This window comes from Roseibium sp., assembly GCF_048260565.1.
GTDB lineage: Bacteria > Pseudomonadota > Alphaproteobacteria > Rhizobiales > Stappiaceae > Roseibium.
In genome coordinates, this window is sequence record NZ_JBLXGP010000005.1 from 78,807 (window position 1) to 103,802 (window position 24,996).

The window sequence follows — 24,996 nt, forward strand, 5'->3', positions numbered from 1 at the left end:
GAACCAGGAGCGATCGATGATGCTGGCGCTCCAGATCGGCGGCGGTTTTATCGTGATCGCGGCGCTGCTTCAGGCAGGCGCCGGCGCGATCGCCCAGGTCGCCGGCGCCTTGCGCAAGCGGAGCATGGACCAGCAGCGGCTGGCTTTCTTCAAGAAACAGACCGACATCCTGATCAATCGTGCGGAAGCCGACCGGCAACGCAACGTCCTGACTTGGTCCGGCAAACGGAAATTCCGTGTCATCAAGCGCCAGCTGGAAAATCGCGTTGGCGATATCTGTTCGTTCTACCTGGCGCCCCATGACGGCGGCTCTCTTCCGCCGTTCCTCCCGGGCCAGTTTCTGACGTTCGAACTGAGCATACCCGACCAGCCGCGCCCGGTCGTGCGTTGTTATTCCCTCTCCGGCAGTCCGGAAGATCGCGATTTCTATCGGATTTCCGTCCGCCGCCAGGGTCCCCCGCCATCCGCCGGGCCGGATGTCCCCGGCGGGCTTTCGTCGAATTTCTTCCATAACAATATCAAGGAAGGCGACGTCATCGACGTCATGGCGCCCAACGGCAAGTTTCATCTGGACGTTCATTCCGACCGTCCGGTGGCGCTGATCGGTGGCGGCGTCGGCCTGACACCGGTCTTGTCCATGCTCAAGTGGCTGGCCGATACGAACAGCCATCGGGAAGCCTGGTTCTTCTATGCCGTGAGAAATGGCGAGGATGTCGCCTGCATCGACGAAATCCGTGAAACCATCAACAACAACAGCAATTTCCATTTGGTCGTCCTTTACAGCGAACCGGCTGAAAACGACGTTTCGGAAAAGAACTGCGATTGCCAGGGCTACCTGTCCGTCGACGTGATGAAAAATTATCTCGGCACGTCGAATTACGAATTCTACATTTGCGGACCGCCCCCAATGATGGACGCGGTCACCACCAGCCTGAAGGAATGGGGCGTTCCGGAAGACGATATTCATTTCGAAGCCTTTGGTCCCGCATCCGTGAAGAAGACGGCCCCGGCGGGAGCAGCAGAAAGTGCCCCAGGTGATGGCGAAGCGAAAACCGTCAGCTTTGCTCGGTCGAACAAATCCGCTCCCTGGAATGAAGCCGCCGAAACATTGCTGGACCTTGCCGAGGAATGCGGCGTTCAGATCGCTTCGGGCTGCCGTGCCGGGAATTGCGGCACCTGCGCGACCGCCGTCAAGGAAGGCAAGGTCACCTATGTCACGCCTCCGACGAGCCAACCGGCCAAGGGCACGGCGCTCTTGTGCATTGCCTGCCCGGACGGGGACATTGTCCTCGACGCCTGAGCATGACGGCAATTTTCAAGACTCTAAATTCATTTGAGAAACAGGACGGTAAAATGAGTATGAAGCGAATGATTTCAGCACGTTGGCGGTGGCTCGCTGTAATGGCCGTCCCGATGTTCTTCTCCGCCTTCACGGCACCGGCCATGGCGATCGATGCCGATCTCGTCGTCGGTCCGAACGAATGCGCCGAGTGTCACAAGGCGGAAGCCGCGGTCTGGCAGAAAACCCACCACTTCGCCACCTTCCGCAGCCTGCCCCAAAGCAAGGAAGCGAAGGAAATCGCGGAAAAAATGGGTGTGAAGCGGCTGAAGGCGGACAGTCTTTGCCTGAACTGTCATTTCACCACCCAGACGGTCAATTCGAAGCCGGACGTGATCGCCGGCATTTCCTGCGAGTCCTGCCACTCGGCCGGCAAGAACTGGTACAAGGTTCACTCCGGTTTCAGCGGCAAGAAGGAAGGCCAGGAGACACCTCAGGAAATCGCCGCCCGCTGGGCAAAGGCTGAAGAGGCGGGGATGATCCGCCCGAAAATGACCTACACGCTCGCCAAGAACTGCTTCAGCTGCCACCTGGTGCCGAACGAGAAGCTGGTCAACGTGGGTGGCCACGCTGCCGGCAGCCCGTTCGAACTGGTCAGCTGGTCCCAGGGCGAAGTGCGCCACAACAACTGGTACAACAAGGGCGCAAGCAACAAGGAAGCCTCGCCCGAGCGCAAGCGGATGCTGTTCGTCGTCGGCCGGATCGTCGAACTGGAAACCGCCCTGATCGGCGTCAGCAAGGCGACGGAGAAGGCGGACTACGCGCTGAAGATGGCAAAACGGGCCGACAACGCACGCAAGGTGATGGCCAGCCTGGCAAAGCTGCTGCCGGATGCGCCCGAACTGGTCGAGATCACCAAGGTTGCCAATTCGGCCAAGCTGAAACTCAACAACGAAGCCGAACTGATCGACGCGGCCGGCCAGATTTCGGTCCTGGGGTTGAAGTTCTCCGACACCTATGATGGCACCACCTTCGCCGCCATCGACAAATACATACCCGGTCCGGACAAGTACAAGGGACCGGTCTCGAACTGAGGACAGTCGGTTTGGATCCGGAACTCCGCGACGAGCGTAACCAGCGCTGGGATGAACCTTTCGGCAAGGAACCGCTGGGGGAAGAGGCCATTGCGCGCGTCCTCGCCCTGCCGGCCTTCTCCGGCATCAACGCCCGCGACTTCCCGGACTGGCTGCCTCTCGACCGGATCATAGCCAACGACGGCCGCATCCGCCGTTTCGATCGTGGCGAAGTGATCATCCGCAAGGGCGATTACGGAAACTCGCTGTTTGCGATCCTGGAAGGCAAGGTGATCGGCCTGTCGTCTCCGTCCGCAGGGGCAGGCTATGTCAAACCCGGATCCCGGAGCCGGAAGTCCTGGTCCCGCTCGCTTGCGCAGTTGCTGGCCCGTCGCAAACCGGCAGAATACCGCAAAACCCGTCGGAAAGCCGGGGCGCGGTGGAAGCCCAACTCGCCCCAGGCGAGCGATCTCGGCGAGTTGGGCAAGGTCGATATCGCAACGCTGGAAGAGCACGATTCGGCCTTCACCCTGCAGGCGCCGGAAATGTTCGGCGAACTGGCCGCCCTGACCCGCAGCCTGCGCAGCGCAAGCGTTTTCGCATTCGAGGACGATACGGTTCTGTTCGAACTGCGCTGGCAGGGATTGCGGGATATCCGCAACTGGTCGGAACCCTTCCGGCAGCGGATCGACACGCTCTATCACGAACGCGGTCTGCTGACCCGGCTTCAGGAATGCCCGGTCTTCGACCATGTCAGCCGCGACAAGCTCAATGAAATCGCCCGGCAGTCCTTGTTCGAGACCTACGGCAATTTCGACTGGACGCACCGGTTCAAGCGCGAAATCGCCCGACAGGCCGGAACCGGACATGTCATCGAGCACGAACCGCTGATCTGCGAACAGGGCAACCATCTCGATGGACTGCTGTTGATCAACAGCGGCTTCGCCCGGGTCAGCGAGCGGGTCGACCATGGCGAAAGAACGATCAGCCATCTCTCCCGCAACGACACCTTCGGGCTGGACGAAATCGCGGCCACGGAGAATGGCGGTGGCGGCATGACCCTCGATGTCAGCCTGCGCGCCATCGGCTATGTCGACGTGATCCGGATTCCGACCAGCCTGATCCGGACCCATGTGCTGCCCGGCCTTCCCCGCAAATTCCTGAAGAAGGACCTTTCGGCAGATGTGAAGGGCCGTAAGGAGGAAATGCGCCAGGGAATGATGGATTTCGTCGTCGACCACCGGTTCATCAACGGCGAGAACGCCATGGTGATCAATCTGGACCGCTGCGTCGGCTGCGACGACTGCGTGCGTGCCTGCGCGACCGCCCATGACTACAATCCGAGGTTCGTGCGCCACGGCTATTCGTTTGAAAATGCCATGATCGCCAATGCCTGCATGCATTGCACCGACCCGGTCTGCCTGATCGGCTGTCCGACCGGGGCCATCCACCGGACCGAGAACACCGGCGTCGTCGTCATCGACGATTCGATCTGCATCGGCTGTGCGACCTGCGCCAATTCCTGCCCCTACAACAACATCCGCATGGTCGACATCCGCGACGAAACCGGCGCGCTGGTCCGCGACAACGACGGAGAGGTGATCAGCCGGGCGACCAAATGCGATTTCTGCTCCGATCAGCTGACCGGCCCGGCCTGTGTCCAGGCCTGTCCGCATGACGCGCTGACCCGCACCAATATCCGCGATACCGAGAAGTTGCTCCAATGGCTTGGCTGAACTGGTTCTTCGACCGGGGCGTGCTCCTCAACCTGGTATTCGCCGCTGCGGCCTACGCGCTGTTTCTGCTGGGCAATCTCGGCTACGACGTGTCCCTGCGCGACGCCCAGTATTTCAATGGCTGGATTCTTCTGGGCTGCATGGCGGTGATGATGCTGCTCACCTTGCGCAAGCGCGTCGTGATCCTGCCGCTTGGGCGCGTCCGGTTCTGGCTGCTGCTGCACATCTACCTCGGTTTCGTCACTGTCGGCATTTTCCTCGCCCACACCCATTACCAGCTCCCCGACACGCCGCTGGAATGGCTGTTGTGGGGTCTTTTTGTCCTGGTCGCCATCAGCGGACTGGTGGGCACCTGGATGAGCAAGACCATTCCGACACGGCTGGAATCCTACGGCGAGCGCATGATTTTCGAACGCATACCCGTCTTCCGGGCCCAGCTTGCCGCGGAGGCCGAGGCCCTGGCGCTCAGGTCCGTGGAAGACGGCAACACCCGGAGTATCGCCAAACTCTATAACGATCTGCTCGGCCGGTTTTTCGCTCGCCCGCGCAATCTCCTGGCCCATTTGCGCGCTTCGCGGCTGCCCTTGACCCGGCTCCAGGGAGAACTCGATTCCATTGAGCGCTACCTCGACGCCGACGGCAAGGCCCGGCTGGCGCGGATGCGCGAACTGGTCGAAGCGAAAAACGGCCTCGACTTTCATTATGCCAACGCCGGCCTGCTCAAGCTCTGGCTGTTTCTGCATATCCCCCCAACCTACGCGCTGGCAGTGGTGATCGTCATCCATGTCGTCATCGCCTACGCCTTTTCGACGGGGATAGCCTGACGTGACCGTCCTGCAGAAATTCGGCTTCAAGGACAGCCCCTACCAGCGCCCTCATGACAAATGGGTCTGCGGCCACCTGGCGGAAGGAAAGCCCTGCCCCCTCGGTCCGGACATGCACGGAAAATGCGGGGCGAAGGCGGCCTGCGAGCCGCACCTGGAAGATGGACGCTGGCAATGCAGACGCTCGGCACTGGAAGGCGGACCTTGCGAAAAGGGCCCGCTTCCGGATGGCCGCTGCTGCCTGCAGCAGGAACCGTGCGTCCCTCAACCGAGCCTGCGGACCAGGCGGGGTCGTATGGCCCGTTGGGCGGCCGCCCTTGCCGTGGGGCTGGTGGTTCTGATCGTCGCCAGCAGCCAGGCGGGCCGTTTCCTGATGCCCGGACCGCTGACCTCCGCCCATGCCAGCCTGACGAATTGCGACGCCTGCCATGCCGGCGTCAAGGCTGAGAAACTCGGATGGCTTCACAGCTTCGCGGCAACGACCAGCGCGAAGGAAAACGCGAACCTGTGTGTCGCCTGCCACAACGTCGGCGATGCACCGTTTTCACCACACACCAACCCGGTCGAGCGGCTTGAGAAGCTGACCGCGGCCTACCAGGCGGGTCCGGACGGGCGGACGGTCCAGAACGACAGCTGGGTCCACCGGATATCCTTCCCTCCGCCGAAACAGGCGTCGGGGCAAACCGAGATTTTTTGCGCCACCTGCCACCAGGAGCACGAAGGCGGCATCCATGATCTCACCACGGTTTCGAACCTGCGCTGCCAGACCTGCCACGTCTCGAAATTCGAAGAATTCGTAAACTCGCACCCGCAATTCACGAACTTCCCGTTTAACCGGCGAACCCGGATCATTTTCGACCACAAGTCCCACTTCGGAACCCATTTCCCGAAGACCGCCGAAACGAATTCCTCCTCCGTTCCCGGCACCTGCATGGACTGTCATGTGCCCGGAAAAGACCAGCGGTACATGGAGGTCCGGGCCTTCGACACCATGTGTTCCAGCTGTCACGAGGGCGACATTCTGGGCACGACGCGTGTCAGCGGTCCGAAAGGTATCAATTTCCTTGCTGTTCCCGGTCTCGATGTCGCGACCCTCAAGGAGCGTCATGTCGATATCGGCGACTGGCCCGAATACTCCGAGGCCAGACTGACCGCCTTCATGAAGGCCCTGCTTGCCAAGAACACATCCGGCCAGGGCATTGCCGACCAGGTCGCCCAACTCGATCTGCTCGACCTGACCGAGGCAAGCGACGAGGATCTCGCCAAAGTGGCGGACCTGGCCTGGTCGGTCAAAGGTCTGTTTTCCCGGTTCGAGAACGACGGCATCATGAAGGCGATGCACATGCCCGCCGATGACAGCGGCACGGACATGAACCGGCTGGACATGTCCTACCTGACCGGCCTGATTTCCCATGATGTGATCGCGTCCGCGAACCGCGACTGGTTCCCCAACCTGCAGGACGATCTGCACCGGCACAACAACGGCCAGCCGACAACCGCCTTCGAAGCCTGGAAGAAGGCCGAGGAAGAAGCCGCGGCGGAAGCGGCAAAGAAGCAAGCCGCCGCAGCGGCGGAGAAGACGTCGTCTTCCTCCAGCGGGCAGGATGCGGATGACGGTTCGATCCTGGGCGGCGACGATACCGGGTCGGACGGCGATATTCTGGGATCCTCCGACGATCTCGCCGGCGGCAACGATGGCGGCACGGACCTGCTCGGACAGCCCGCCGGGGCAGATGAGATCGGCACAGATCTGCTTAGCCCGCCCGCCGGTGCGGACGAAGCCGATGCCGGCCTGCTCAGCCAGCCGGCCGGAGCGGACGAGGAACCGGCCGAGGAAGCGCAATCGGGCGGGGATAGTCTGGCAGGCAACGACAGCCCGTCTTCCGATGACATCCTGTCCGGCGGCGGCACCGGGCCTGCGGAAGATACGGACTCGATCCTTGGCGGCAGCAGCGATAGCGACGGCGACGACATTCTGTCGGGCGACAGTGGCGGCGGCGATATCCTGTCCGGAGACAATCTTTCCACAGACGGGGGCGGTGCCGACATCCTGTCCGGAGACATGCTTTCCGGAGACGGGGGCGGCGCCGGCGGTCTGGAAGTGGCGGACACGGACAGCGACGCGCAACCGGCCGAATCCCGGCAGACGCCGTTCGATCCGGAAGTCTGGGCGGAGCTTGGCGGCTGGTACCGGCAGGATTACACCATCCGCTACCGCCCGATGGGCCACGCCGACCGCTTCCTGCGCAGCTGGCTCGATTATGCCGGGAGCGCATTCGGCACGGACCGGCAGGGCATGCTGGCGCCGATCTTCGACCAGCTCGCATCGTCCGACGCCGTCGGGCGCTGCACCAAATGCCACAGCGTCGATGATGATGCCGGAACGCAGCACGTGAAATGGAAGCCGTTCAACTCCTCACGGGTCAAGGACCGCTTCACGAAGTTCTCCCATGAGCCCCATATCGACGCCGTGGGCGACAAGGGCTGCCGGACCTGCCACGAGCTGGACCCGGCTCCGGATACTTATCTGGAGACCTATAAGGGCAACGATCCGGCCGTCTTCTCACCGGTCTTCGCTCCGATCGAAAAGAACATGTGCACCGATTGCCATACGGACGAAGCCGCCGGCGAGACCTGCACGCTCTGTCACAATTACCATGCGACCCAGTTCGGCAGACCGCTGGTCCCGACCAAACTGCCATAAGGCCGGCGGCGCGCCTCAGTCGAACAGCTTGCGGAAGCGTTCCTGCGCAAAGCCGGCGTTCAGGGCAACGGCCTCACGGTAATCCGCCTTCGCGCGGTCTGCCTTGCCAAGCCGTTTCAACAGCGTTGCCCGCTGAAAATAGGCTCGGGCGAAGCCGTCATTGGCGGCAATGACCTGATCCAGATCGCTCAGGGCTTTTTCATTCTGCCCGGCTTCCAGATAGGCAAGGGCGCGATTGTAAACGGCGAGCGCATTGCCGGGTTGGGCCTTGATCGCCTGCGAATAATCGGCGATCGCTTCGCTGAACCGCCCCAGCTTCGCGTAAGCAAAGCCGCGGTTGAAAAACGCGGCCGCATACCCCGGCTTCAGCTTGATCGCCCGGTCGTAATCGGCAATCGCCTCCTCATACCGGCCGAGCTTGCGTTTCGCGTAACCCCGGTTGTTGTAGGCAGCCGCATAGGTCGGCTTGAGCCGGATCGCGGCATCGTAGTTGAGGATCGCCGCCTCATAGTCTCCGGTCTTGCGGTAGATGATGCCTCGGTTGTTGTAGGCATCCGGAAAGTTGGGTTTCAGGCGGATCGCGACCGTATAGCGGAGGATGGCCGCCTCATAGTCCTTCTGGGCCGTCAGGGCGAGGCCGCGATTGAAATACCGATTGGCGAACCGGCGTTGCGCCGGCGCCCTGATCTGGGGATAGTCGTTGCAGGCTTCCTGGAAGTCCCGGGCCTCGTCCAGGACGAAGCGGACGTCGGGCGGCGTCTTTTTCTTCCAGTCATTGGCGCTGTGGCCGGTGATGGCATAGACGTAGCCCCGGGTTTCGCCGGGCAGGCCCGAACGGCCTCGCAACCAGGCGTCGACGCGCTTCTCCCCGGCGTTATAGGCTGCGGCCGCAAGGCCGGCATTGCCGTATCCCTTCCACAGGTACGAAAGCAGATTGGCCGACGCCGTGATCGCGGTCATCGGCTCGAACGGATTTTCCAGGCCCCAGACCTTCGCAGTCGACGGCATGAACTGGGCGATACCTTCCGCGCCCATCGGGCTGATCGCGTCCGGATCGAACCTGCTCTCGGTCCAGATCAGCCTGGCGAGAAAGGCCGGCGGCAGGGAATAGGCCTTCGCCACAGCTTCGATTTTCGTGCAGACCCTGGCAATGAAGGCCGCCTGCTCGGGCGTCGCAGGCGGGACGATCTGCTCCGATCCCAGCTCGATAATCTCTCTTGAGCGCCCCGGATCGGCCGCATGCGGCCCCATGATTGGTTCCGGCCGGCCAAGCCCCATCGCAGCCCCCTCGCCCGGCAGGGCAGCGACCGATAAAAACCCGATGGCAACCGGCAGATATCGCAAAAACCGGGTCAAGTGCGGGCAACCTCTTTAAAACAAATGACGTTGGGTCAATCGGGCGAATTCTAGAAAGAGCCGCCGCGATGGTCAATCGGGCGCGACTGACGAACCCACCTGAGATAGCCGCAATCAAAACACGACCGATCAAAAGGTCGTATATCGCCATCATATCGGGGATTGAAGCGACGTAGTGGAAACCCGCGCCAAATAGGCGAAAGCCGGTAGCGCCACTAAATGCCTAAACTGAGACACAGTTGACATTCCGCTTCTGACATGCAGGCGACATTGGCGAAGGCTACGTCAATAGGGCTGACGGGGCGCTACTCAAGCACTGATTTCCGAGGAATTCGAAAGGTTCAATATCTTACATTTTAGCGTCAACTTGAACTACACGGGAACGATCGGGCCAAAGCATCTCGAATTATTGCAGAAACGGGAAAGTGTAGGTTCTCAGGGTGTTCCTGCATGAATTTATATGCGATTTCTAGGGCCTGCGAAGTACTCACGCCTTCCGGTTGGCAAAATCCAACATATTCGTCAATTTTTTTAATTGTTGGTGTTTCGCCCGTCGCCAGCGCTGCACCGCGCATCGCGCCAACCCAAAGAGCCTGGATGACTCCAGCAACAAAGAATTTACATGTCAGCGGTCGATTTCCTGGCTCACCTTTGCAGATTGCTAGGAATTCATTCCCATTCATTGCACCGCCAAAACTGGGTGTCGTGAATAGAAGAGAACAGACCAATAGTACCGCCACTCTCATATGACCTAGCCTTGTGTTGCTGCTAAGGGAAAGCCTATCGGGAAAATTGCGACAATGCGAGCGCACAGGTCGTGACCTGTTGGCCAATATACGCCAGCGTATATTCGCGGGATATTCGGCTCTTCGAGGGAAAACCGCGCTCAAGCAGGCCAACGGCCGATAGCGCGAAACCACGCGCTCAAGTAGGCCAACGGCCGATAGCGCCAGAAAGAAATGGCACGCCCAACGGGACTCGAACCCGTGTTTCCGCCGTGAAAGGGCGGCGTCCTAGACCGCTAGACGATGGGCGCCCAGGTTCGGGCGAACAAGCGCCCCGAACCGAGAAGCGAGCATATAAGGGGCCTTTGAAATGAGGGCAAGCCCCTTTTTTGCCAGCTTGTTTATATTCTCGGAAATCCTCCCTACTGCGCCACGAAATCCGTGCGGCCGAGCACGCGGCCTGTGGATGGATCGACCTGCAACAGGGCCGTCGTGCCGTTTTCGCGAATGACAACCATCATCCGTCCGTCGACCCAATCGACGCTTTCGACCGTGGCATTTGCGCCGATTGCGATCGTTCTGGCGATCGATGCCGCGTCGACTTGCCGGCCGGAGGAGTTGATCTTGTAGAAAATTGCTGCGAAGACAGCGATAAATCCCGCAAGCATGACCAGGGACGATCCCGCAAGCAGGCGCTTCAGCTTTTTCTGCACGCGCTCCACGGCCGGATCGAGCGGCTTTTCCTCGTTGCCTTGGTCGTTGAACTCAGGTTGAGTCATGAATGATGGTACTCCGGAAGATCCGACCGAATTCGGTTCGGATTTCACATATCAGGTTGAAGCCGATGACGCCGGTAAACGCCTCGATGCCGTCTTGGCAAGCCGACTGGACGCCTTGAGCCGGAATCGGATCCAGGCGTTGATCAAGTCCGGCGACGTCACCGCAGGCGGGCGCAAGATAGTGGAGCCGAAATACCGGGTCAACGAGGGCGAGGTCCTGACCCTCAGCCTGCCGGAGCCGGAGGACCCGGAGCCCCAGGGCGAGGATATCCCGCTCACCATCGTCTACGAGGACGAGCACCTTATCGTCATCGACAAACCCGCAGGCCTCGTGGTCCATCCCGGACCCGGCAACTGGACGGGAACGCTGGTCAATGCCCTGATCCACCATTGCGGCGACAGCCTGTCGGGCGTCGGCGGCGTCAAGCGCCCCGGCATCGTGCACCGGATCGACAAGGACACCAGCGGCCTGCTGGTCGTGGCCAAGACCGATCAGGCCCATCAGGGCCTTTCCGCGCAATTCGCCGACCACGGCAAGACCGGCCCGCTGGAACGGGCCTATTCGGCCCTGGTCTGGGGGGCTCCATCGAGCCTGAAGGGGACGGTCGATGCAAATCTCGCCCGCTCCCAGGCCAACCGCCAGAAGATCGCGGTGGTGAAAACCAGCGGCCGCCATGCCATAACCCACTGGCAGGTGAAGGAACGTTTCGGCCCGGAGGGAGAACCGGCGGTCGCGTCCCTGATCGAATGCCGGCTGGAAACCGGCCGCACCCATCAGATCCGCGTCCACATGGCCCATATCGGCCACCCCCTGATCGGCGACGATGATTATGGCGCGGGCTTCAAAACGAAAGTCAACCGGCTGCCGGAGCCTTTGAAAAGCGTGGTCGCCGGCTTCTCCCGGCAGGCCCTGCATGCCGGATTGCTGGCTTTCGCCCATCCGGTCACGGGCGAAACCATGAGATTTGAGAGCGGCTATCCCGCTGATTTCAATGAACTTTTATCCGCATTACAAAAATTTTAGAATCCTGTTCCTCCCCCAGGCCATGTAAAAGGCGTAATCCTACTTATATTAAAGCTACGGGCGCGCCGGAATCCGGGCGTCCAATACTAGGCGTTCGCCTTTAAAATCAGGAACCTGGCAAGACAGGGGGACTGTTTGCCTCCTGATGCGCAAGGGAACGCAGCGACGGGAGAAAGGGGGCGCATACAATGGCCCAGAATATACCGATGCTTACTGCCGGGGAAGGCGGGCTGAGCCGCTACCTCGACGAAATTCGCAAGTTTCCGATGCTTCAGCCGCAGGAAGAGTACATGCTCGCCAAGCGGTACAAGGAGCACGATGACCCTGAAGCCGCCGAGCGGCTGGTCAATTCCCACCTTCGTCTTGTAGCGAAAATCGCCATGGGCTACCGCGGCTACGGCCTGCCTATCGGCGAAGTCGTCTCCGAAGGCAATGTCGGCCTGATGCAGGCGGTCAAGCGGTTCGAGCCCGACAAGGGCTTCCGCCTGGCCACCTACGCCATGTGGTGGATCAAGGCCGCGATTCAGGAATATATCCTGCGCTCGTGGTCGCTCGTCAAGATGGGCACGACCGCCAACCAGAAGCGGCTGTTCTTCAACCTGCGCCGCCTGAAAGGCAAGATCCAGGCCCTGGACGAGGGCGATCTGAAGCCGGACCAGGTCGAACAGATCGCGACCACGCTTGGCGTGAGCCAGGAAGAAGTCATATCCATGAACCGGCGCCTCGGCGGCGACGCCAGCCTGAACGCGCCGGTGCGCGCCGAGGCTGACGCCGGTGAATGGCAGGACTGGCTCGTCGACGAAAGCGAAAGCCAGGAGACCATGCTCGCCAATCAGGAAGAGCTGGACATGCGCCGCAAGCTCCTGAGCAATGCCATGGACGTCCTGAACGACCGCGAACGCCGGATCTTCGAAGCCCGCCGGCTGTCCGACGATCCGATGACCCTTGAAGACCTGTCGGGCGAATTCGGCGTCAGCCGCGAGCGTGTCCGCCAGATCGAGGTCCGCGCCTTTGAAAAGGTGCAGAAGGCCGTCCAGACCAGCGCGAAGGCGATGGAGCGGCCAACGGCCTAAAAAGTTTAGAAAGCCTGACAAGTTAACCTCCCAGTCGACACAGGCAGGCGCCGGAACAAACCGTTCCGGCGCCTTTTCCTATGCGTGCGGCCCTTCCCCGGACGCCTGCACTTGCAGGCCCCATCCGCCGCTAATAGGCTGGCCTCTCAGCGACACTGGGAGGCTGATTCATGCGCGGGATCGTCAAGCGACTGACCGGAAAACGGACACTGGTCGCCGTAGCGGCGGTTCTCGGACTGATCGCCGCGACCGGGTTGCGGGCCGTGAACCCCGACTTCCTGACCGCCGTCCGGGAACTGACCTTCGACTACTACCAGCGTCTCACCCCCCGTCCCTATGCCGCGGCACCCGTGCGTGTGGCGGACATCGACGAGGCATCCATCGAGAAATACGGCCAATGGCCCTGGCCGCGCACCCGGCTGGCCGAACTGGTCACGACGCTGACCGACATGGGCGCCGCGGTCATCGCTTTCGATATCGTCTTCAGCGAGCCGGACCGGACCTCCCCGACGCGGATCAGCGAATCGCTCACCCTGGACGACGGCCAGGATCCGGCGGCGTTGAAGGCCCTGCTGGACCGGTTGCCCGACAACGACGAAAAATTCGCCGAAGCCCTGGCGCGATCCCCCTCGGTCCTGGGCTTTGCCGCCCGCCGGGATGCCGCAGGCCGCTCGCCGGCCAGCAAGAGCGGTTTCGCGTTCGGCGGCACCGATCCGGTAAAGATCCTGCCGGCATTTCCGTCCGCCCTTCCGAGTCTTGAAATTCTTGAAAACGAGGCAAGCGGCGTCGGCGGCATTTCGCTGTCGGCAAAGGACCAGAGCGGCGTCGTCCGGCGTGCGCCCCTGCTCTTTTCCGACGGTAAACAGCTTTACCCCGCCCTGGGCGTCGAGGCCCTGCGGGTTGCCCAGCGCGCAAAGGGGTTTCTGGTCCGAACCACCGGCGCCAGTGGCCAGACCGACACCGGCAACGCGGCCATCACCGATGTAAAGATCGGTGCATTCTCGGTTCCCACCGCCGCGGACGGGGAAATGTGGGTCTATTTCGACCATGAACGCCCGGAGCGATACGTCTCGGTCAGGGACATTCTGGATCCGGAAAAACGCGCCGAAGTCGCGCCGCTGGTCGAGGGACAGATCGTCTTTGTCGGCACTTCCGCGGCGGGATTGCGCGACATCAGGGCCACGCCTCTGGGCGAGCTCGTGCCGGGCGTGATGATCCATGCGCAGGCAATCGAACAGATCATCAACGGCAACTATCTGACCCGGCCCGACTGGGCGGACGGCGCCGAAACCCTCGCCACCTTTGTCGTCGGAATTGTCGTGATCCTGGCCCTTCCGGTCATCGGCGCCATCGGCACCGGCTTTCTCGGCGCCGGCGCCGCCGCGACCATGATCGGAGGGTCGTATTATCTCTTCCTCAAGGAAGGCCTGCTGATCGATCCGATCTATCCGAGCTTTGCCATCTTCATGATCTTCGCGGTCACCACGGCCCTGCTCTATTTCCTAACCGAACGGGAAAAGCGATTCGTCCGGCAGGCCTTCAGCCAGTATCTTTCGCCCGACCTGGTCACCCAGCTGGAAAAGTCACCGGAACAGCTGGTGCTCGGCGGGGAAATGCGGCCGATGACGATCCTGTTCATGGATATCCGCGGCTTCACCCCGATTTCCGAACAGTTGACGCCGACCGAGCTTGTCAGCTTCCTGAACACGCTGCTGTCGCCGCTATCGGATGACATCCAGGCCGAACGGGGCACCATCGACAAATACATCGGCGACAGCATCATGGCCTTCTGGAACGCGCCGCTGATGATCGAGGCCCATGCCAGCCATGCCTGCCGGGCCGCACTGGAAATGCTCGCCACCGTCGACCGGCTCAACGAAGCGGACGCCTTCGGCTTCAAGGCCCGCAACCTGAAGACCCAGACGGTCCGGATCGGCATCGGGCTGAACAGTGGCGAGGCTTGCGTCGGCAACATGGGTTCCGACAAACGCTTCAATTATTCGGTGATCGGCGATGCGGTGAACGTGGCATCGCGGATCGAATCCAGCTGCAAGGCCGTCGGTGCGGAACTGCTGGTCTCCGACGAGACCCGCAACCAGGCGCCGGAATTCGCCTATCTGGAAGCAGGGGAAATCCCGCTGAAAGGGAAATCGGAAGCCGTCAGGCTGTTCGCGCTCGTGGGCAGCGAGAAGCTGCGGACATCGGAAGGTTTCCGCAAACTCAGCCGATCGCATGCGGACCTGATCGAGGCCCTGCGCGACGGAGAGGCCAACAAAGCCGAACGGCTGTTGAGCGAATGCCGAAGCGCGGCACCCGACCGATTACAGCCCTTCTACACCCGCTTTGCCGAACGCATCGCGGCTCTGGCAGCCCGGCCAATCCCGGCCGGCGATGCCGCACAGTAGCGGCACCGCAGGCCGGGTATCTGTCGTTCAGCGGATTTCCACCGCATAGGTCTCGACCGGCACGACCTTTTTAATCAGCTTGTTCTCGTACATGAACTCCGCGAACCGCTGATACCGCCCCTCGTCGAGTGCCGCCGGGCGCTTGGCGAACCTAGGCAGGGTATCCGTCCAGGCCCGCTTGTTCAGCTCGTCATCCAGATTCGGATAGGCCTTGACGAAGGCCTGCCAGGCCTTTTCCGGATGGTTGGTCAGATAGATGGTCGCCTCCTCGACAGCCGCCAGGAAACGGGCGTAACGGGGATCGTCCGTCTTGTCCTTGTGCACCACGTAGATCAGCTCGTCGAAGACCGGCATCCCGTGCTCTTCCGGATAGAAGGCCTTGCCTGCCTTGCCTTCGAGTTCGATCTGGGTCAGTTCGAAATTCCGATAGCCCCCGATAACCGCATCGACCTGGCCGGACAGGAGCGCCGGTGAGAGGGAGAAGTTGACGTTGATCAGTTCCACATCGGCCATGGTCAGGCCCACCGATTTCAGCATCTGGCCGAGCATGGCATCCTCGAAGCCGGACACGGAAAAGCCGATCTTCTTTCCCTTCAGATCCTCAAGCGTCTGGATCGGGCCGTCCTTCAGGACGATCAGCGAATTGAGCGGGGTTGCGACCAGGGTGCCGATCCACTTCAGCGGCAGGCCTTCGTCGATCTGGGCATGCAGGGTCTGCTGATAGGAGACGGCGATGTCCCCCTGACCGGCTGCCACGAGCTTCGGCGGCATGGCGGGATCCGCGGGTTCGATCAGCTCGACGTCGAGCCCTTCCCTTTCGAAGAAGCCCATGGTCTGCGCCGTAATCACCGGTGCATGGTCCGGATTGACGAACCAATCGAGCAGCACGGTCAGCTTGTCGTTCGCATGAGCCGGCATCGCGGTCATCAGCATGGCCGCAATCGACCAGAGCGCTAGTTTTTTCATTCAGTCCTCCTTGGGATTGTGAGAGCAAGTTGGTCCGGATCAGTCCTCGACCTGCCAGGGAACCAGGCGGCGGGTGAGGCGATCGACGGAAAAACGTAAAATCAGCACCATCAGCGCAAGCAGAACCAGCGCCGCGAACATCACGTCGGTCTGCATGCGCGCGTTGCTCTGGAGCATGATGAAAGCGAGCCCGCCCTTTGCCCCGGCCATTTCGCCCAGGACTGCGCCCATCGGCGCGAACACGGCGGCAATGCGTATGCCCGAGGCAAGGGCCGGCAATCCGGCGGGTATACGGAAATAGAGCAGTTCTTTCAGCCGGGTGACCCGGTAGAGCCGGGCCAGATCGATGAGGCCTTCGTCGGCCCGCCTCAGACCGTCAAAGAACGAAGAGGTCATGGCAAAGAAGATGAACAGCACCGTCATGACGATCTTCGATGCCAGCCCGAAGCCGAGCCAGAGAACCAGGATCGGCGCAATGGCAAAGACCGGCAGCGCCTGGCTCACCAGAATGGTCGGCAGCATGGCCCGCCGGGCGAGCGGGGACAGCCACATGAGAATGGCGAGACAGGTCCCGGCGACGACCCCGACGACAAATCCGAGAAGCGTTTCGTAGGCGGTGATGGCCGCATGGTGCAGCAGGAAGCCGCCCTGTTTCTGGAACGCCAGCGCGACCCGCTCCGGACCGGGCAGCATGTACGGCTCGATTTTGAAAACGCGGACCAGTGCCGCCCAGGCGATCAACGCCACGACAAGGCCGGCCAGCGTCGTTACCGCCTTTCGCATCAGGTCCCGCATCGCGAAACCTCCCGGCAAAGCCCGGGCCGATGCGGCGGTATCGCCGCCCTGAAGAAAAGTGCGCACAGAACTGCGCTAATACGTCTCGACACAACAGGATCTCCCGTCTTCGGATAAACCGAAACCGACACTGGAGATCCGGGATAAGGCTAAAGGCTTCCGTCCCTTCGCCGGCATGACCCGGATCAGGTTCTAAGGGTTCGGCAACGCCATCTCAGTTCCGCTTTGGAACACCCCTCGGACCGACCGCGACCATGCACCGGCGCGCGCGAAAACGCAACCCCGGCCCGTATTTCTCCCACTCCTTACGCCCTGCGTCGCATATTGGCTTGCCGAATGCGGGTGATAGACGCGCAGAGCATAGTGGACACTATGGTCAAGCGGCTCTCGCCCGTAGGCGGCCGCCAAAATGCGACCCTACGGGCCGGTTGAAACAGGCGCAGGACATAAGGAGTGGGAGAAATACGGGCTGCACGGCTAAGTTCACATTGCTGCTGAATGAGACCGCTCGGCCGTCAGCCCGCCTGCCAGGCCTGCACGGCTTCGTCGACGGCCTTGGTGCCGGTCGGCCCCTTTTCCAGGGTCAGGATCCCGCGCTTGCCGTTGTCGTAGAGCATGGGAATGTCGATCCATCCCCGCTCACGCAACAATCCGATGTTGCGTTCCCGCTCGCTGGAAATATTGGACAAGGCAATCCAGAAGTAGCCTTCCGAAACCTTGACCGAGGCGCCGATCAGCGCATCTCCGCGTGCCTGTTCGGTCGGCTTCATCACAAGACCCGGCACGTTCTGCACGTCACCGGCCGGGAAATCCTTCGGGAAATTATACTTGATCTCGACCAGGTGGCTTGCCGGCAGCGAGCTGTCCTCGTTGGGCTTCAGCCGGACGTCGACGGAGATTTTCCGCTCCGGGATCTTGACCTCGGCCGTCAGAATTTCCTGCTTCTTGCCGTCCAGATCGGTTTCTTCCTTGATCGCCCAGACGACCTCGCCCTGGGAGGCGGTTCCCGCACCGTTCTCGCCGGCGCCTTCTTCATAAAGGATGGCGCGCTGAGAGACGGCTGCCGTGCCTTCCGGCGCAGGCTGCGTGCCCTGCTTTTCCCCTTCCTCGGTAGAGGCTACGATTTGGGGGACGCTCGGAGTCGTGACTGGCGCGGCCACTTCCGGAGTGGCGGGTTCCGGAGCCGCAGGCTCCGGCGTTGCCGGCGCGGGTGCGGCTGTCTCCGTTTGCGGAACGGGGGCCGCCGGAGCGACCGTTTCGGCGGGTGCCGCCGGTGTTGCCGCCTGCGTGGACGACTGATCGGGCGTGATGGTCGTCGTCGTCACCGTGCGCGCATCGGGAGCTGCTGCAGGCTGGCCGTTGTCATCCAGAAGACGGTCGGTAATCTTACCCCCGTTCTTGTCGGTGCCGGCGGTATCCTCGGCGACCCGGGGCTCCGGCGTAACGGCCGGTGCGGTCGTCTTGTCATCCGTCACGGTCTGTTCCGGATTTGACGACCCGCCGGCCATCATTTCCGAAATCATGTCCCTTTGGGAGTAAATGACCCCGGCGATGCCAAGGAGGATCAGGATCAGCACCCCGATCAGGGCCAGCGGGACAAGGGAAAGACCGCTGCCCGGTCGCCGGACCGCATCCGACAGCCGTTTGCGGCCTCGGCCTTTGCTGCCCGGTTCCGCATCATTGTCCGTGTCTTCAGAATAGGCGTGGTGCCGGACCTCGTAGCCGTTCGACGCATTCGGCGCGTAGTCCTGATGAGGCTCTTCCTGGTAGACGTCGGTCTCTGCTTCCGGTTCGTAAGCAGCCATGACCGGTTCCTGGGAAGATCCCACGCCCGTATCGGCGGGAGCTGAAATCGCCTCTTTTGTGGACTGAACCGCCATGTGCGACGCCGCACCCAGCTTTTCGGCGTCCTCCACAGCCTGCTTGAGCGGCGAAGCCGACGCAGGCTCGGCTGGCTGAACGGCCGGCGCTTTTTCCTCAGGTGGCGCAGGAGGCGGCGTTGGTTCCTGCCGGGCGGTCAGGGTGGCTGTTCCCGACGTACCGGCTGCTGCCGGCGGCTTGCTCAAAGGGTTGAGGCCAAGGCTCTCGCGCGCGGCTTCTGCCTCGACCTTGCGGATCGCTTCTTCCAGGCGGAGCTGTTCAGCCGTGATTTCCGATGGCGACAGGGGCGGCTGATAGGCCTTCAGCTGATTGACGATCGCGTTCCGTGCCCGGCTGTAAACACCGCGGCGGGCCGCGCCGTTGTTTTCCGGTAGAGAGCCGATCGTTTTTTTCAGAATCGAATAGTAGTCAGCCATCTTATTGCCTATCGGCAATTTGCCGATCCAAAAACAGTCCCTTTAAACAGCCATATACCATGTTATGCCGGGCGCGAACCCCTTGTTCGCGGGGTTCGCCGTCGGTCGGCACGCGGCAAATGACGCTTCGGCCCTATCGGTGCATCACGTAGTCGTTGCAATTCGCCTTTCTAAAACCGGCTCCCGTCTCCGGGCATCCGTCTTTGAACGGACATCGTACTTTTTCAATTGCCTGCTTTTTTGGCGTTTTTTAAGGCGATTTTTGACCAGCCTCACCCCTGGAAGGGGTTCTGAACAAGGATCGTATCCTCCCGTTCCGGGCTCGTGGACAACAGGGCGACCGGCGCGCCGATCAGTTCCTCGACATGGCGAACATACTTGACCGCCTGCGCCGGAAGATCGGCCCATGAGCGCGCACCTTCTGTGGATTCTTTCCATCCCGGCAGGGTTTCGTAGATGGGAACCACCCGTTCCTGGGCGCCTTGGGAGGCGGGAAGATAATCGATTCGCTCGCCGTCGAGTTCATACCCGATGCAGATCTTGATTTCCTCGAGGCCGTCGAGAACGTCGAGTTTGGTCAATGCGATGCCGTTGATGCCCGACGTGCAGACCGTCTGGCGTACCAGAACCGCATCGAACCAGCCGCACCGGCGGCGGCGGCCGGTGACCGTTCCGAATTCATGGCCCCGGGTGCCGAGAAATTCGCCAACCTCGTTTTGCTGTTCCGTCGGGAACGGCCCTTCGCCGACGCGGGTCGTATAGGCCTTGGTGATACCCAGAACATATCCAACGCTGCCCGGCCCGAGACCGCAGCCGGTGGCAGCCTGTCCGGCGACCGTGTTGGAAGAGGTCACGAACGGATAGGTGCCGTGGTCGATGTCCAACAGGGCACCCTGCGCGCCTTCGAACAGGATGCGCTTGCCTTCCTTGCGCTGCCGGTCGAGCAGGCTCCAGACCGAATCCATGTAGGGCAGCACCTTGTCCGCCACGCTCGCCAGTTCGTCATAGATGACCTGTGCGGAGATCTCGTCCTGGCCGAGCCCCCGGCGCAGGGCGTTGTGATGCACGAGCATGCGGTCGATCTTCGCCGGCAGTGTCGACAGATTTTTCAGGTCCATCAGGCGGATCGCCCGCCGGCCCACCTTGTCCTCGTAAGCCGGACCGATGCCCCGCTTGGTGGTCCCGATCCGGGTTCCCGTATTGGAATTTTCCCGAAGCGCATCCAGTTCACGGTGCAGGGACAGGATCAGCGTGACATTTTCGGCAACCCGAAGGCTCTCCGGCGTAACCACGACTCCCTGGGCGGCAAGACGCGCAACTTCATCCACCAGGGCATGCGGGTCCAGGACGACACCGTTGCCAATGACGGAGAGCTTGCCTTCGCGCGCGACGCCGGAGGGAAGCAGCGAAAGCTTGTAGCTCACACCGTCGATGACCAGCGTATGGCCCGCGTTGTGACCGCCCTGGAAACGGACGATGACGTCGGCCTGTTCCGACAGCCAGTCGACAATCTTGCCCTTGCCTTCGTCACCCCATTGCGATCCGACGACAACCACATTGGCCATTAAGACACGCCCTCCTGAAGCGGCAATTCCGGCGCCGGATGACCGGCGCAAACACGACAAGCCCCGGACGCGCCGCCCGGGGCAAACGCGGCGGACTATAGAGCGGTTCCGGTTGAAATGGAAACACTTCTGTCGGCAGGCCGAAAGCCGGTCCTCAGGAACAGAACCAGACGGTCGGAAAGCCGGATTTTCCGAGCTTTCCACTATGTGCAGAAGTGTGTTTCCTGCCGCCGCCACACTATCCGGAAAGCCTCGAAGAACCGCCTCAACACGCTGGAAAAAAAGGGGAATCGATGAAGGCATTCAGGAGGCCTGAATCTTCGAAACGCTCGCGAATCGGGTTTTGGGCCAAAATCCGTCATGCTAGTCACGCAGGTCCCTTCCGCCCGGAAGTCCTCTTCAAACCTGCATGGATTTGTCGCATGTCCCTCAGAAACTGGATCCTGTTGCTCTCTCTCGGCGCCATCTGGGGCGGATCCTTTCTCTTCGCCAAGGTTGCCGTGGCCGAGATCCCTCCGCTGGTTCTGGTGTTCTGTCGTGTGGCCATCGCCTGTGTGACACTGCACATCATCCTGCGGTTCACGTCCCACCGTTTCCCGGTTCAGCCGGGCCTGCTCGCAGCCTTCCTCGTCATGGGCCTCCTGAACAATGCGATCCCGTTTTCTCTGCTGTTTTGGGGACAGACCGAAATCTCGGCCGGGCTCGCCTCGATCCTGAATGCAACGACCCCTATCTTCACCTTCATCGTCGCGGCCCTGCTCGTGCGTCAGGAGCCCGTGCGCGCGCACCGGATCGCCGGCGTCCTGATCGGCTTTGCCGGTGTGCTCGTCATGGTCTCTCCGAGCGTCACCGGGCTGGGTGACGATCCGCTGTGGGCGCAGCTCGCCTGCCTGGGAGGCGCATTTTCCTATGCGCTTGCCGCCACGTTCGCCCGCAGGTTCCGGAACATTCCGCCGCTGGTTTCGGCAACCGGCCAGCTTTCCGGTTCCACCCTGATCATGTTGCCGGTCGCCCTGCTGACGGCCGGAGACTGGTCCCCGTTTGCGACCTCAGCCATTGTCTGGCTGAACGTTCTGGCGCTCGGCATCGGCGCAACGGCGCTGGCCTATCTGATCTACTTCCGGCTTCTGGCCGACGCAGGCGCCACCAATGCCTCGCTGGTTACCTTCATCGTGCCCGCAAGCGCCATCCTGTTCGGCTTTCTTCTCCTGGGCGAACGGCTCGATGCCTACCAGTTCGCCGGCCTCGGGCTTCTGCTGACGGGCCTGCTTGTGCTGGACGGGCGCATCCTGCCGAAGAAAAGACAGACCGCATGAAAACGGGCGGCCCGAAGACCGCCCGTTCGATTGCTCAAGGCTGACGACAACCGCGTCTCAGAACCGGAGCGACTTCACCTGCTTGACGTGGGACACTGCGGATAGCCGGTCCATGACGGATTGCGGAACCTCCCCGTCCACTTCAACCAGGCAGATCGCATCCTGTCCCGGCGCGGTCCGACCCAGGTTGAAGGTCGCGATATTGACGCTGCTGTTGCCGAGTTCCATGCCGAGATGCCCGATAAAGCCCGGCTTGTCCTCGTTGGTGATGTAGAGCATGTGCGGCCCGAGTTCGGCCTCCATGTTGATGCCCTTCACCTGGATGATCCGCGGCTTGCCGTCGGCGAAGACCGTGCCCGCCACGGACCGCTCCTGCCGTTCGGTCACAACCGTCAGGCGGATATAGGTTTCGTAGGCGCCTTTCTTCTCCCGGCGAACCTCTTCCACCTGAATGCCGCGGTCACGGGCGACGATCGGGGCGGAGACCATGTTCACGGTCTGCAGCAGCGGTGTCAGCAAGCCACTCAGGGCCGCTGATGTCAGCGCCTTGGTGTTCAGTTCGGCCACCGCCCCGGCATATTCCAGCCGGATCGCTTCGATGCCGCTTTCGGTCAGCTGGCCCGCGAAGGAGCCGAGCTGTTCGGCCAGACGCACGAACGGCGCGAGCTTGGGCGCTTCTTCCGCCGAGATCGACGGCATGTTGAGCGCGTTCGTCACCGCCCCGTCGAGCAGGTAGTCGCACATCTGCTCGGCCACCTGCAGCGCCACGTTTTCCTGGGCCTCGCTGGTGGACGCACCCAGGTGCGGCGTGGACACGAAGTTCTGCGCGCCGAAGAGCACGTTTTCCTTCGCCGGTTCTTCCACGAACACGTCGAAGGCGGCCCCGCTGAGCTTGCCGGCGTCGAGCGCATCGCGCACCGCCTGTTCGTCGACGAGCCCGCCGCGGGCGCAGTTGATGACATAGGCGCCGTTTTTCATCTTCGCGATGGCTGCCGCATCGATGATGTTGCGCGTCTTGTCGGTGAGCGGCGTGTGCAGCGTGATGAAGTCAGCCCGCTTCAGGAGCTCGTCCAGATCCACCTTGTCGACGCCGAGCGAAGCCGCCCGTTCCGGCGTCAGGAACGGATCGTAGGCAACCACCTTCATCTTCAGCCCGATCGCCCGGTCGGCCACGATCGAGCCGATATTGCCGCAACCGATCAGGCCCAGAACCTTGGCTGTGATTTCCTTCCCCATGAAGCGGGATTTTTCCCACTTGCCGGCCTGGGTCGAGGCGTCGGCCGCCGGGATCTGCCGGGCGGCCGCAAACATCATCGCGATCGCGTGTTCGGCGGTCGTGATCGCATTGCCGAAGGGCGTGTTCATCACGATGATGCCGCGCGCAGTGGCCTTGGGGATATCGACGTTGTCGACACCGATCCCCGCCCGGCCGATCACCTTGAGATTGTCGGCGGCCGCAATGATCTTTTCCGTCACCTTGGTCGCGGAGCGAATGGCCAGACCATCGTACTGGCCGATGATGTCCAGCAGTTTGTCCTTGTCCTTGCCGACATCCGGCAGGAAATCGACATCGATACCGCGATCCTTGAAAATCTGCACGGCCGCATCGGACAGCTTGTCCGAGATGAGTACTTTCGGAGCCATCAGTGGCCTCCTTTGAAATCGCAAATGGGAGTCCGGCCGGACAGAGCCGGCCGGCAAAAAAGACAGCGAAGCCGGTCAGGCAGCCTGGGACAGGCGCTCTGCTTCGCGGGCAAAGGCCCAGTCCAGCCAACCCGTCAACGCAACGAGGTCGGAAGTCTCGATGGTCGCGCCAGCCCAGATCCGCAGGCCGGACGGGGCATCGCGGTAAGCGCCGATGTCATAGGCGACGCCTTCCGCGTCCAGAGCGGACACCATTGCCTTGGAAAAGGCGGCCTGTTCATCGGCGGACAAGGCGCTGACTTGCGGATCGACGACCTTCAGACAGACCGAGGTATTGGACCGCGTGGCCGGTTCGACGGCTAGGAAATCGACCCAGTCGGTCTTTTCCACCCAATCGGTGAGCACCTTGAGATTGGCGTCCGCGCGGCCGATCAGGCCGGAAAGTCCACCGACGGACTTCGCCCATTTGAGCGCGTCCACATAGTCCTCGACGCAGAGCATGGACGGGGTGTTGATGGTCTCGCCCTTGAACACGCCCTCGATCAGCTTGCCGCCCTTGGTCAGGCGGAAGATCTTCGGCAGCGGCCAAGAAGGCGTATAGCTTTCCAGCCGTTCGACCGCCCGCGGGCTGAGGATGAGCATGCCGTGGGCCGCTTCGCCGCCGAGAACCTTCTGCCAGGAGAAGGTCACCACATCGAGCTTGTCGAAGGCGAGATCCTGGGCAAAGGCGGCCGAGGTTGCGTCGCAGATGGTCAGGCCTTCCCGGTCTGCCGGGATCCAGTCGCCGTTGGGAACCCGCACGCCGGAAGTGGTGCCGTTCCAGGTGAAGACCACGTCATGGCTGAAGTCGACGGTCGAAAGATCGGGCAGTTCGCCGTAGGGCGCCTCGATCTTGCGGGCGTTTTCCAGCTTCAGCTGTTTCATCACGTCCGTGACCCATCCGGAGCCGAAGCTTTCCCAGGCCAGCATGTCGACAGGCCGCGCGCCGAGCAGCGACCACAGCGCCATCTCGACGGCCCCCGTGTCCGACGCGGGCACGATGCCGATGCGGTAGTCCGCCGGCACCTGCAGCACTTCGCGGGTGAGATCGATCGCCTCAGCCAGTCTGGACTTGCCGATTTTCGCGCGGTGGGAACGGCCGAGCACGGCGTCGGACAGGCTCTGAAGAGACCAGCCGGGACGCTTGGAACAGGGACCGGAAGAAAAATTGGGATTGGCCGGACGCACGTCCGGCTTGGCATTCGATACAGTCATGTAATCTACCCTTTCAGATAGGAGCCCCTCGTTGGGGAGGGGTGGCCCACTGATTGGGATAGGCCCGATCACCGGGGGCGTCAAATGAATTTGGAGAGAATATTTTTCCAAAAACGAAAAAGGCCGGCGTTGCAGCCGGCCTTTTCCGTTGATCTGTGTCCAGCTCAGTAGTTGCTGGTAA

18 protein-coding genes, 1 tRNA gene and 1 riboswitch are annotated in these 24,996 nt (G+C 61.8%); of the genes, 9 read left to right on the forward strand and 10 right to left on the reverse strand.

Annotated features, from left to right (window positions below; translation table 11 throughout):
* Positions 1–16: 16 nt before the first annotated feature.
* Genes ACN0SO_RS13155 through ACN0SO_RS13175 form a run of 5 tightly spaced genes read left to right on the forward strand, consistent with a single transcriptional unit; the run spans position 17 to position 7,616 of the window.
* Positions 17–1,300, forward strand: a complete 1,284-nt coding sequence (locus tag ACN0SO_RS13155) for a 2Fe-2S iron-sulfur cluster-binding protein (protein ID WP_417678369.1) — start codon at positions 17–19, stop codon at positions 1,298–1,300.
* A gap of 53 nt (positions 1,301–1,353) precedes the next feature.
* Entirely contained in the window at positions 1,354–2,373 is a 1,020-nt protein-coding gene (locus tag ACN0SO_RS13160; RefSeq protein WP_417678371.1) for a cytochrome c family protein, read from the forward strand.
* Positions 2,374–2,384: 11 nt separating this feature from the next.
* Positions 2,385–4,088: a 4Fe-4S dicluster domain-containing protein gene (locus ACN0SO_RS13165; RefSeq protein WP_417678373.1), complete on the forward strand. Its 1,704-nt coding sequence runs from the start codon at positions 2,385–2,387 to the stop codon at positions 4,086–4,088.
* Positions 4,076–4,912 carry a hypothetical protein gene (locus tag ACN0SO_RS13170; RefSeq protein ID WP_417678375.1) on the forward strand — a complete coding sequence of 279 codons (837 nt, stop codon included), beginning with the start codon at positions 4,076–4,078 and terminating at the stop codon, positions 4,910–4,912. Before ACN0SO_RS13165 ends, ACN0SO_RS13170 begins: the two co-directional genes overlap by 13 nt.
* A 1-nt stretch (position 4,913) precedes the next feature.
* Positions 4,914–7,616, forward strand: coding sequence for a hypothetical protein (locus tag ACN0SO_RS13175; protein ID WP_417678377.1), 2,703 nt, complete (start codon positions 4,914–4,916; stop codon positions 7,614–7,616).
* 15 nt (positions 7,617–7,631) lie between these two features.
* Here the strand turns inward: ACN0SO_RS13175 and ACN0SO_RS13180 are convergent, their stop codons facing one another.
* The 4 genes from ACN0SO_RS13180 to ACN0SO_RS13195 all read right to left on the reverse strand — a co-directional run bounded on the left by ACN0SO_RS13180 (position 7,632) and on the right by ACN0SO_RS13195 (position 10,476).
* On the reverse strand, positions 7,632–8,972 hold the full coding sequence (locus ACN0SO_RS13180) for a tetratricopeptide repeat protein (RefSeq protein ID WP_417678379.1): 1,341 nt from the start codon (positions 8,970–8,972) through the stop codon (positions 7,632–7,634).
* A 362-nt stretch (positions 8,973–9,334) separates the two neighbouring features.
* Positions 9,335–9,718 (reverse strand): Rap1a/Tai family immunity protein, encoded by a 384-nt coding sequence (locus tag ACN0SO_RS13185; protein WP_417678381.1) that lies wholly within the window; start codon positions 9,716–9,718, stop codon positions 9,335–9,337.
* Positions 9,719–9,932: 214 nt separating this feature from the next.
* Positions 9,933–10,008: transfer RNA gene (locus ACN0SO_RS13190), tRNA-Glu, on the reverse strand.
* A gap of 111 nt (positions 10,009–10,119) precedes the next feature.
* Complete coding sequence (locus ACN0SO_RS13195) at positions 10,120–10,476, reverse strand: hypothetical protein (protein ID WP_417678383.1); 357 nt, start codon at positions 10,474–10,476, stop codon at positions 10,120–10,122.
* Between ACN0SO_RS13195 and ACN0SO_RS13200 the strand changes: the two genes are divergently transcribed.
* The 3 genes from ACN0SO_RS13200 (at position 10,475) to ACN0SO_RS13210 (ending at position 14,978) form a co-directional block, all read left to right on the forward strand.
* Positions 10,475–11,500 carry an RluA family pseudouridine synthase gene (locus tag ACN0SO_RS13200; protein ID WP_417678385.1) on the forward strand — a complete coding sequence of 342 codons (1,026 nt, stop codon included), beginning with the start codon at positions 10,475–10,477 and terminating at the stop codon, positions 11,498–11,500. The two genes, ACN0SO_RS13195 and ACN0SO_RS13200, sit on opposite strands and share 2 nt — an antisense overlap.
* A 188-nt stretch (positions 11,501–11,688) precedes the next feature.
* Positions 11,689–12,573 carry an RNA polymerase sigma factor RpoH gene (gene rpoH / locus ACN0SO_RS13205; RefSeq protein ID WP_417678387.1) on the forward strand — a complete coding sequence of 295 codons (885 nt, stop codon included), beginning with the start codon at positions 11,689–11,691 and terminating at the stop codon, positions 12,571–12,573.
* Between the two features lie 170 nt (positions 12,574–12,743).
* The gene (locus tag ACN0SO_RS13210) at positions 12,744–14,978 is read left to right on the forward strand and encodes a CHASE2 domain-containing protein (RefSeq protein WP_417678389.1); all 2,235 of its coding nucleotides are present in this window, start codon (positions 12,744–12,746) and stop codon (positions 14,976–14,978) included.
* A 27-nt stretch (positions 14,979–15,005) separates the two neighbouring features.
* Here ACN0SO_RS13210 and ACN0SO_RS13215 read toward each other — a convergent pair whose 3' ends face one another.
* The 4 genes from ACN0SO_RS13215 to ACN0SO_RS13230 all read right to left on the reverse strand — a co-directional run bounded on the left by ACN0SO_RS13215 (position 15,006) and on the right by ACN0SO_RS13230 (position 20,601).
* Positions 15,006–15,944, reverse strand: a complete 939-nt coding sequence (locus ACN0SO_RS13215; RefSeq protein ID WP_417678391.1) for an ABC transporter substrate-binding protein — start codon at positions 15,942–15,944, stop codon at positions 15,006–15,008.
* 39 nt (positions 15,945–15,983) lie between these two features.
* Complete coding sequence (locus ACN0SO_RS13220; RefSeq protein ID WP_417678393.1) at positions 15,984–16,739, reverse strand: ABC transporter permease; 756 nt, start codon at positions 16,737–16,739, stop codon at positions 15,984–15,986.
* 145 nt (positions 16,740–16,884) lie between these two features.
* Positions 16,885–16,987: riboswitch (TPP riboswitch) on the reverse strand.
* A 267-nt stretch (positions 16,988–17,254) separates the two neighbouring features.
* On the reverse strand, positions 17,255–19,036 hold the full coding sequence (locus tag ACN0SO_RS13225) for a hypothetical protein (protein WP_417678395.1): 1,782 nt from the start codon (positions 19,034–19,036) through the stop codon (positions 17,255–17,257).
* Positions 19,037–19,308: 272 nt separating this feature from the next.
* Positions 19,309–20,601 (reverse strand): adenylosuccinate synthase, encoded by a 1,293-nt coding sequence (locus ACN0SO_RS13230; protein WP_417678397.1) that lies wholly within the window; start codon positions 20,599–20,601, stop codon positions 19,309–19,311.
* A 422-nt stretch (positions 20,602–21,023) separates the two neighbouring features.
* Here ACN0SO_RS13230 and ACN0SO_RS13235 point away from each other — a divergent pair, with 422 nt between their 5' ends.
* Positions 21,024–21,917, forward strand: a complete 894-nt coding sequence (locus ACN0SO_RS13235; protein ID WP_417678399.1) for a DMT family transporter — start codon at positions 21,024–21,026, stop codon at positions 21,915–21,917.
* Between the two features lie 57 nt (positions 21,918–21,974).
* On the opposite strand, the gene serA is transcribed toward ACN0SO_RS13235, so the two are convergent.
* Entirely contained in the window at positions 21,975–23,561 is a 1,587-nt protein-coding gene (gene serA, locus ACN0SO_RS13240) for a phosphoglycerate dehydrogenase (RefSeq protein WP_417678401.1), read from the reverse strand.
* Between the two features lie 75 nt (positions 23,562–23,636).
* Positions 23,637–24,815 carry a phosphoserine transaminase gene (locus tag ACN0SO_RS13245; RefSeq protein WP_417678403.1) on the reverse strand — a complete coding sequence of 393 codons (1,179 nt, stop codon included), beginning with the start codon at positions 24,813–24,815 and terminating at the stop codon, positions 23,637–23,639.
* Positions 24,816–24,996: the final 181 nt, after the last annotated feature.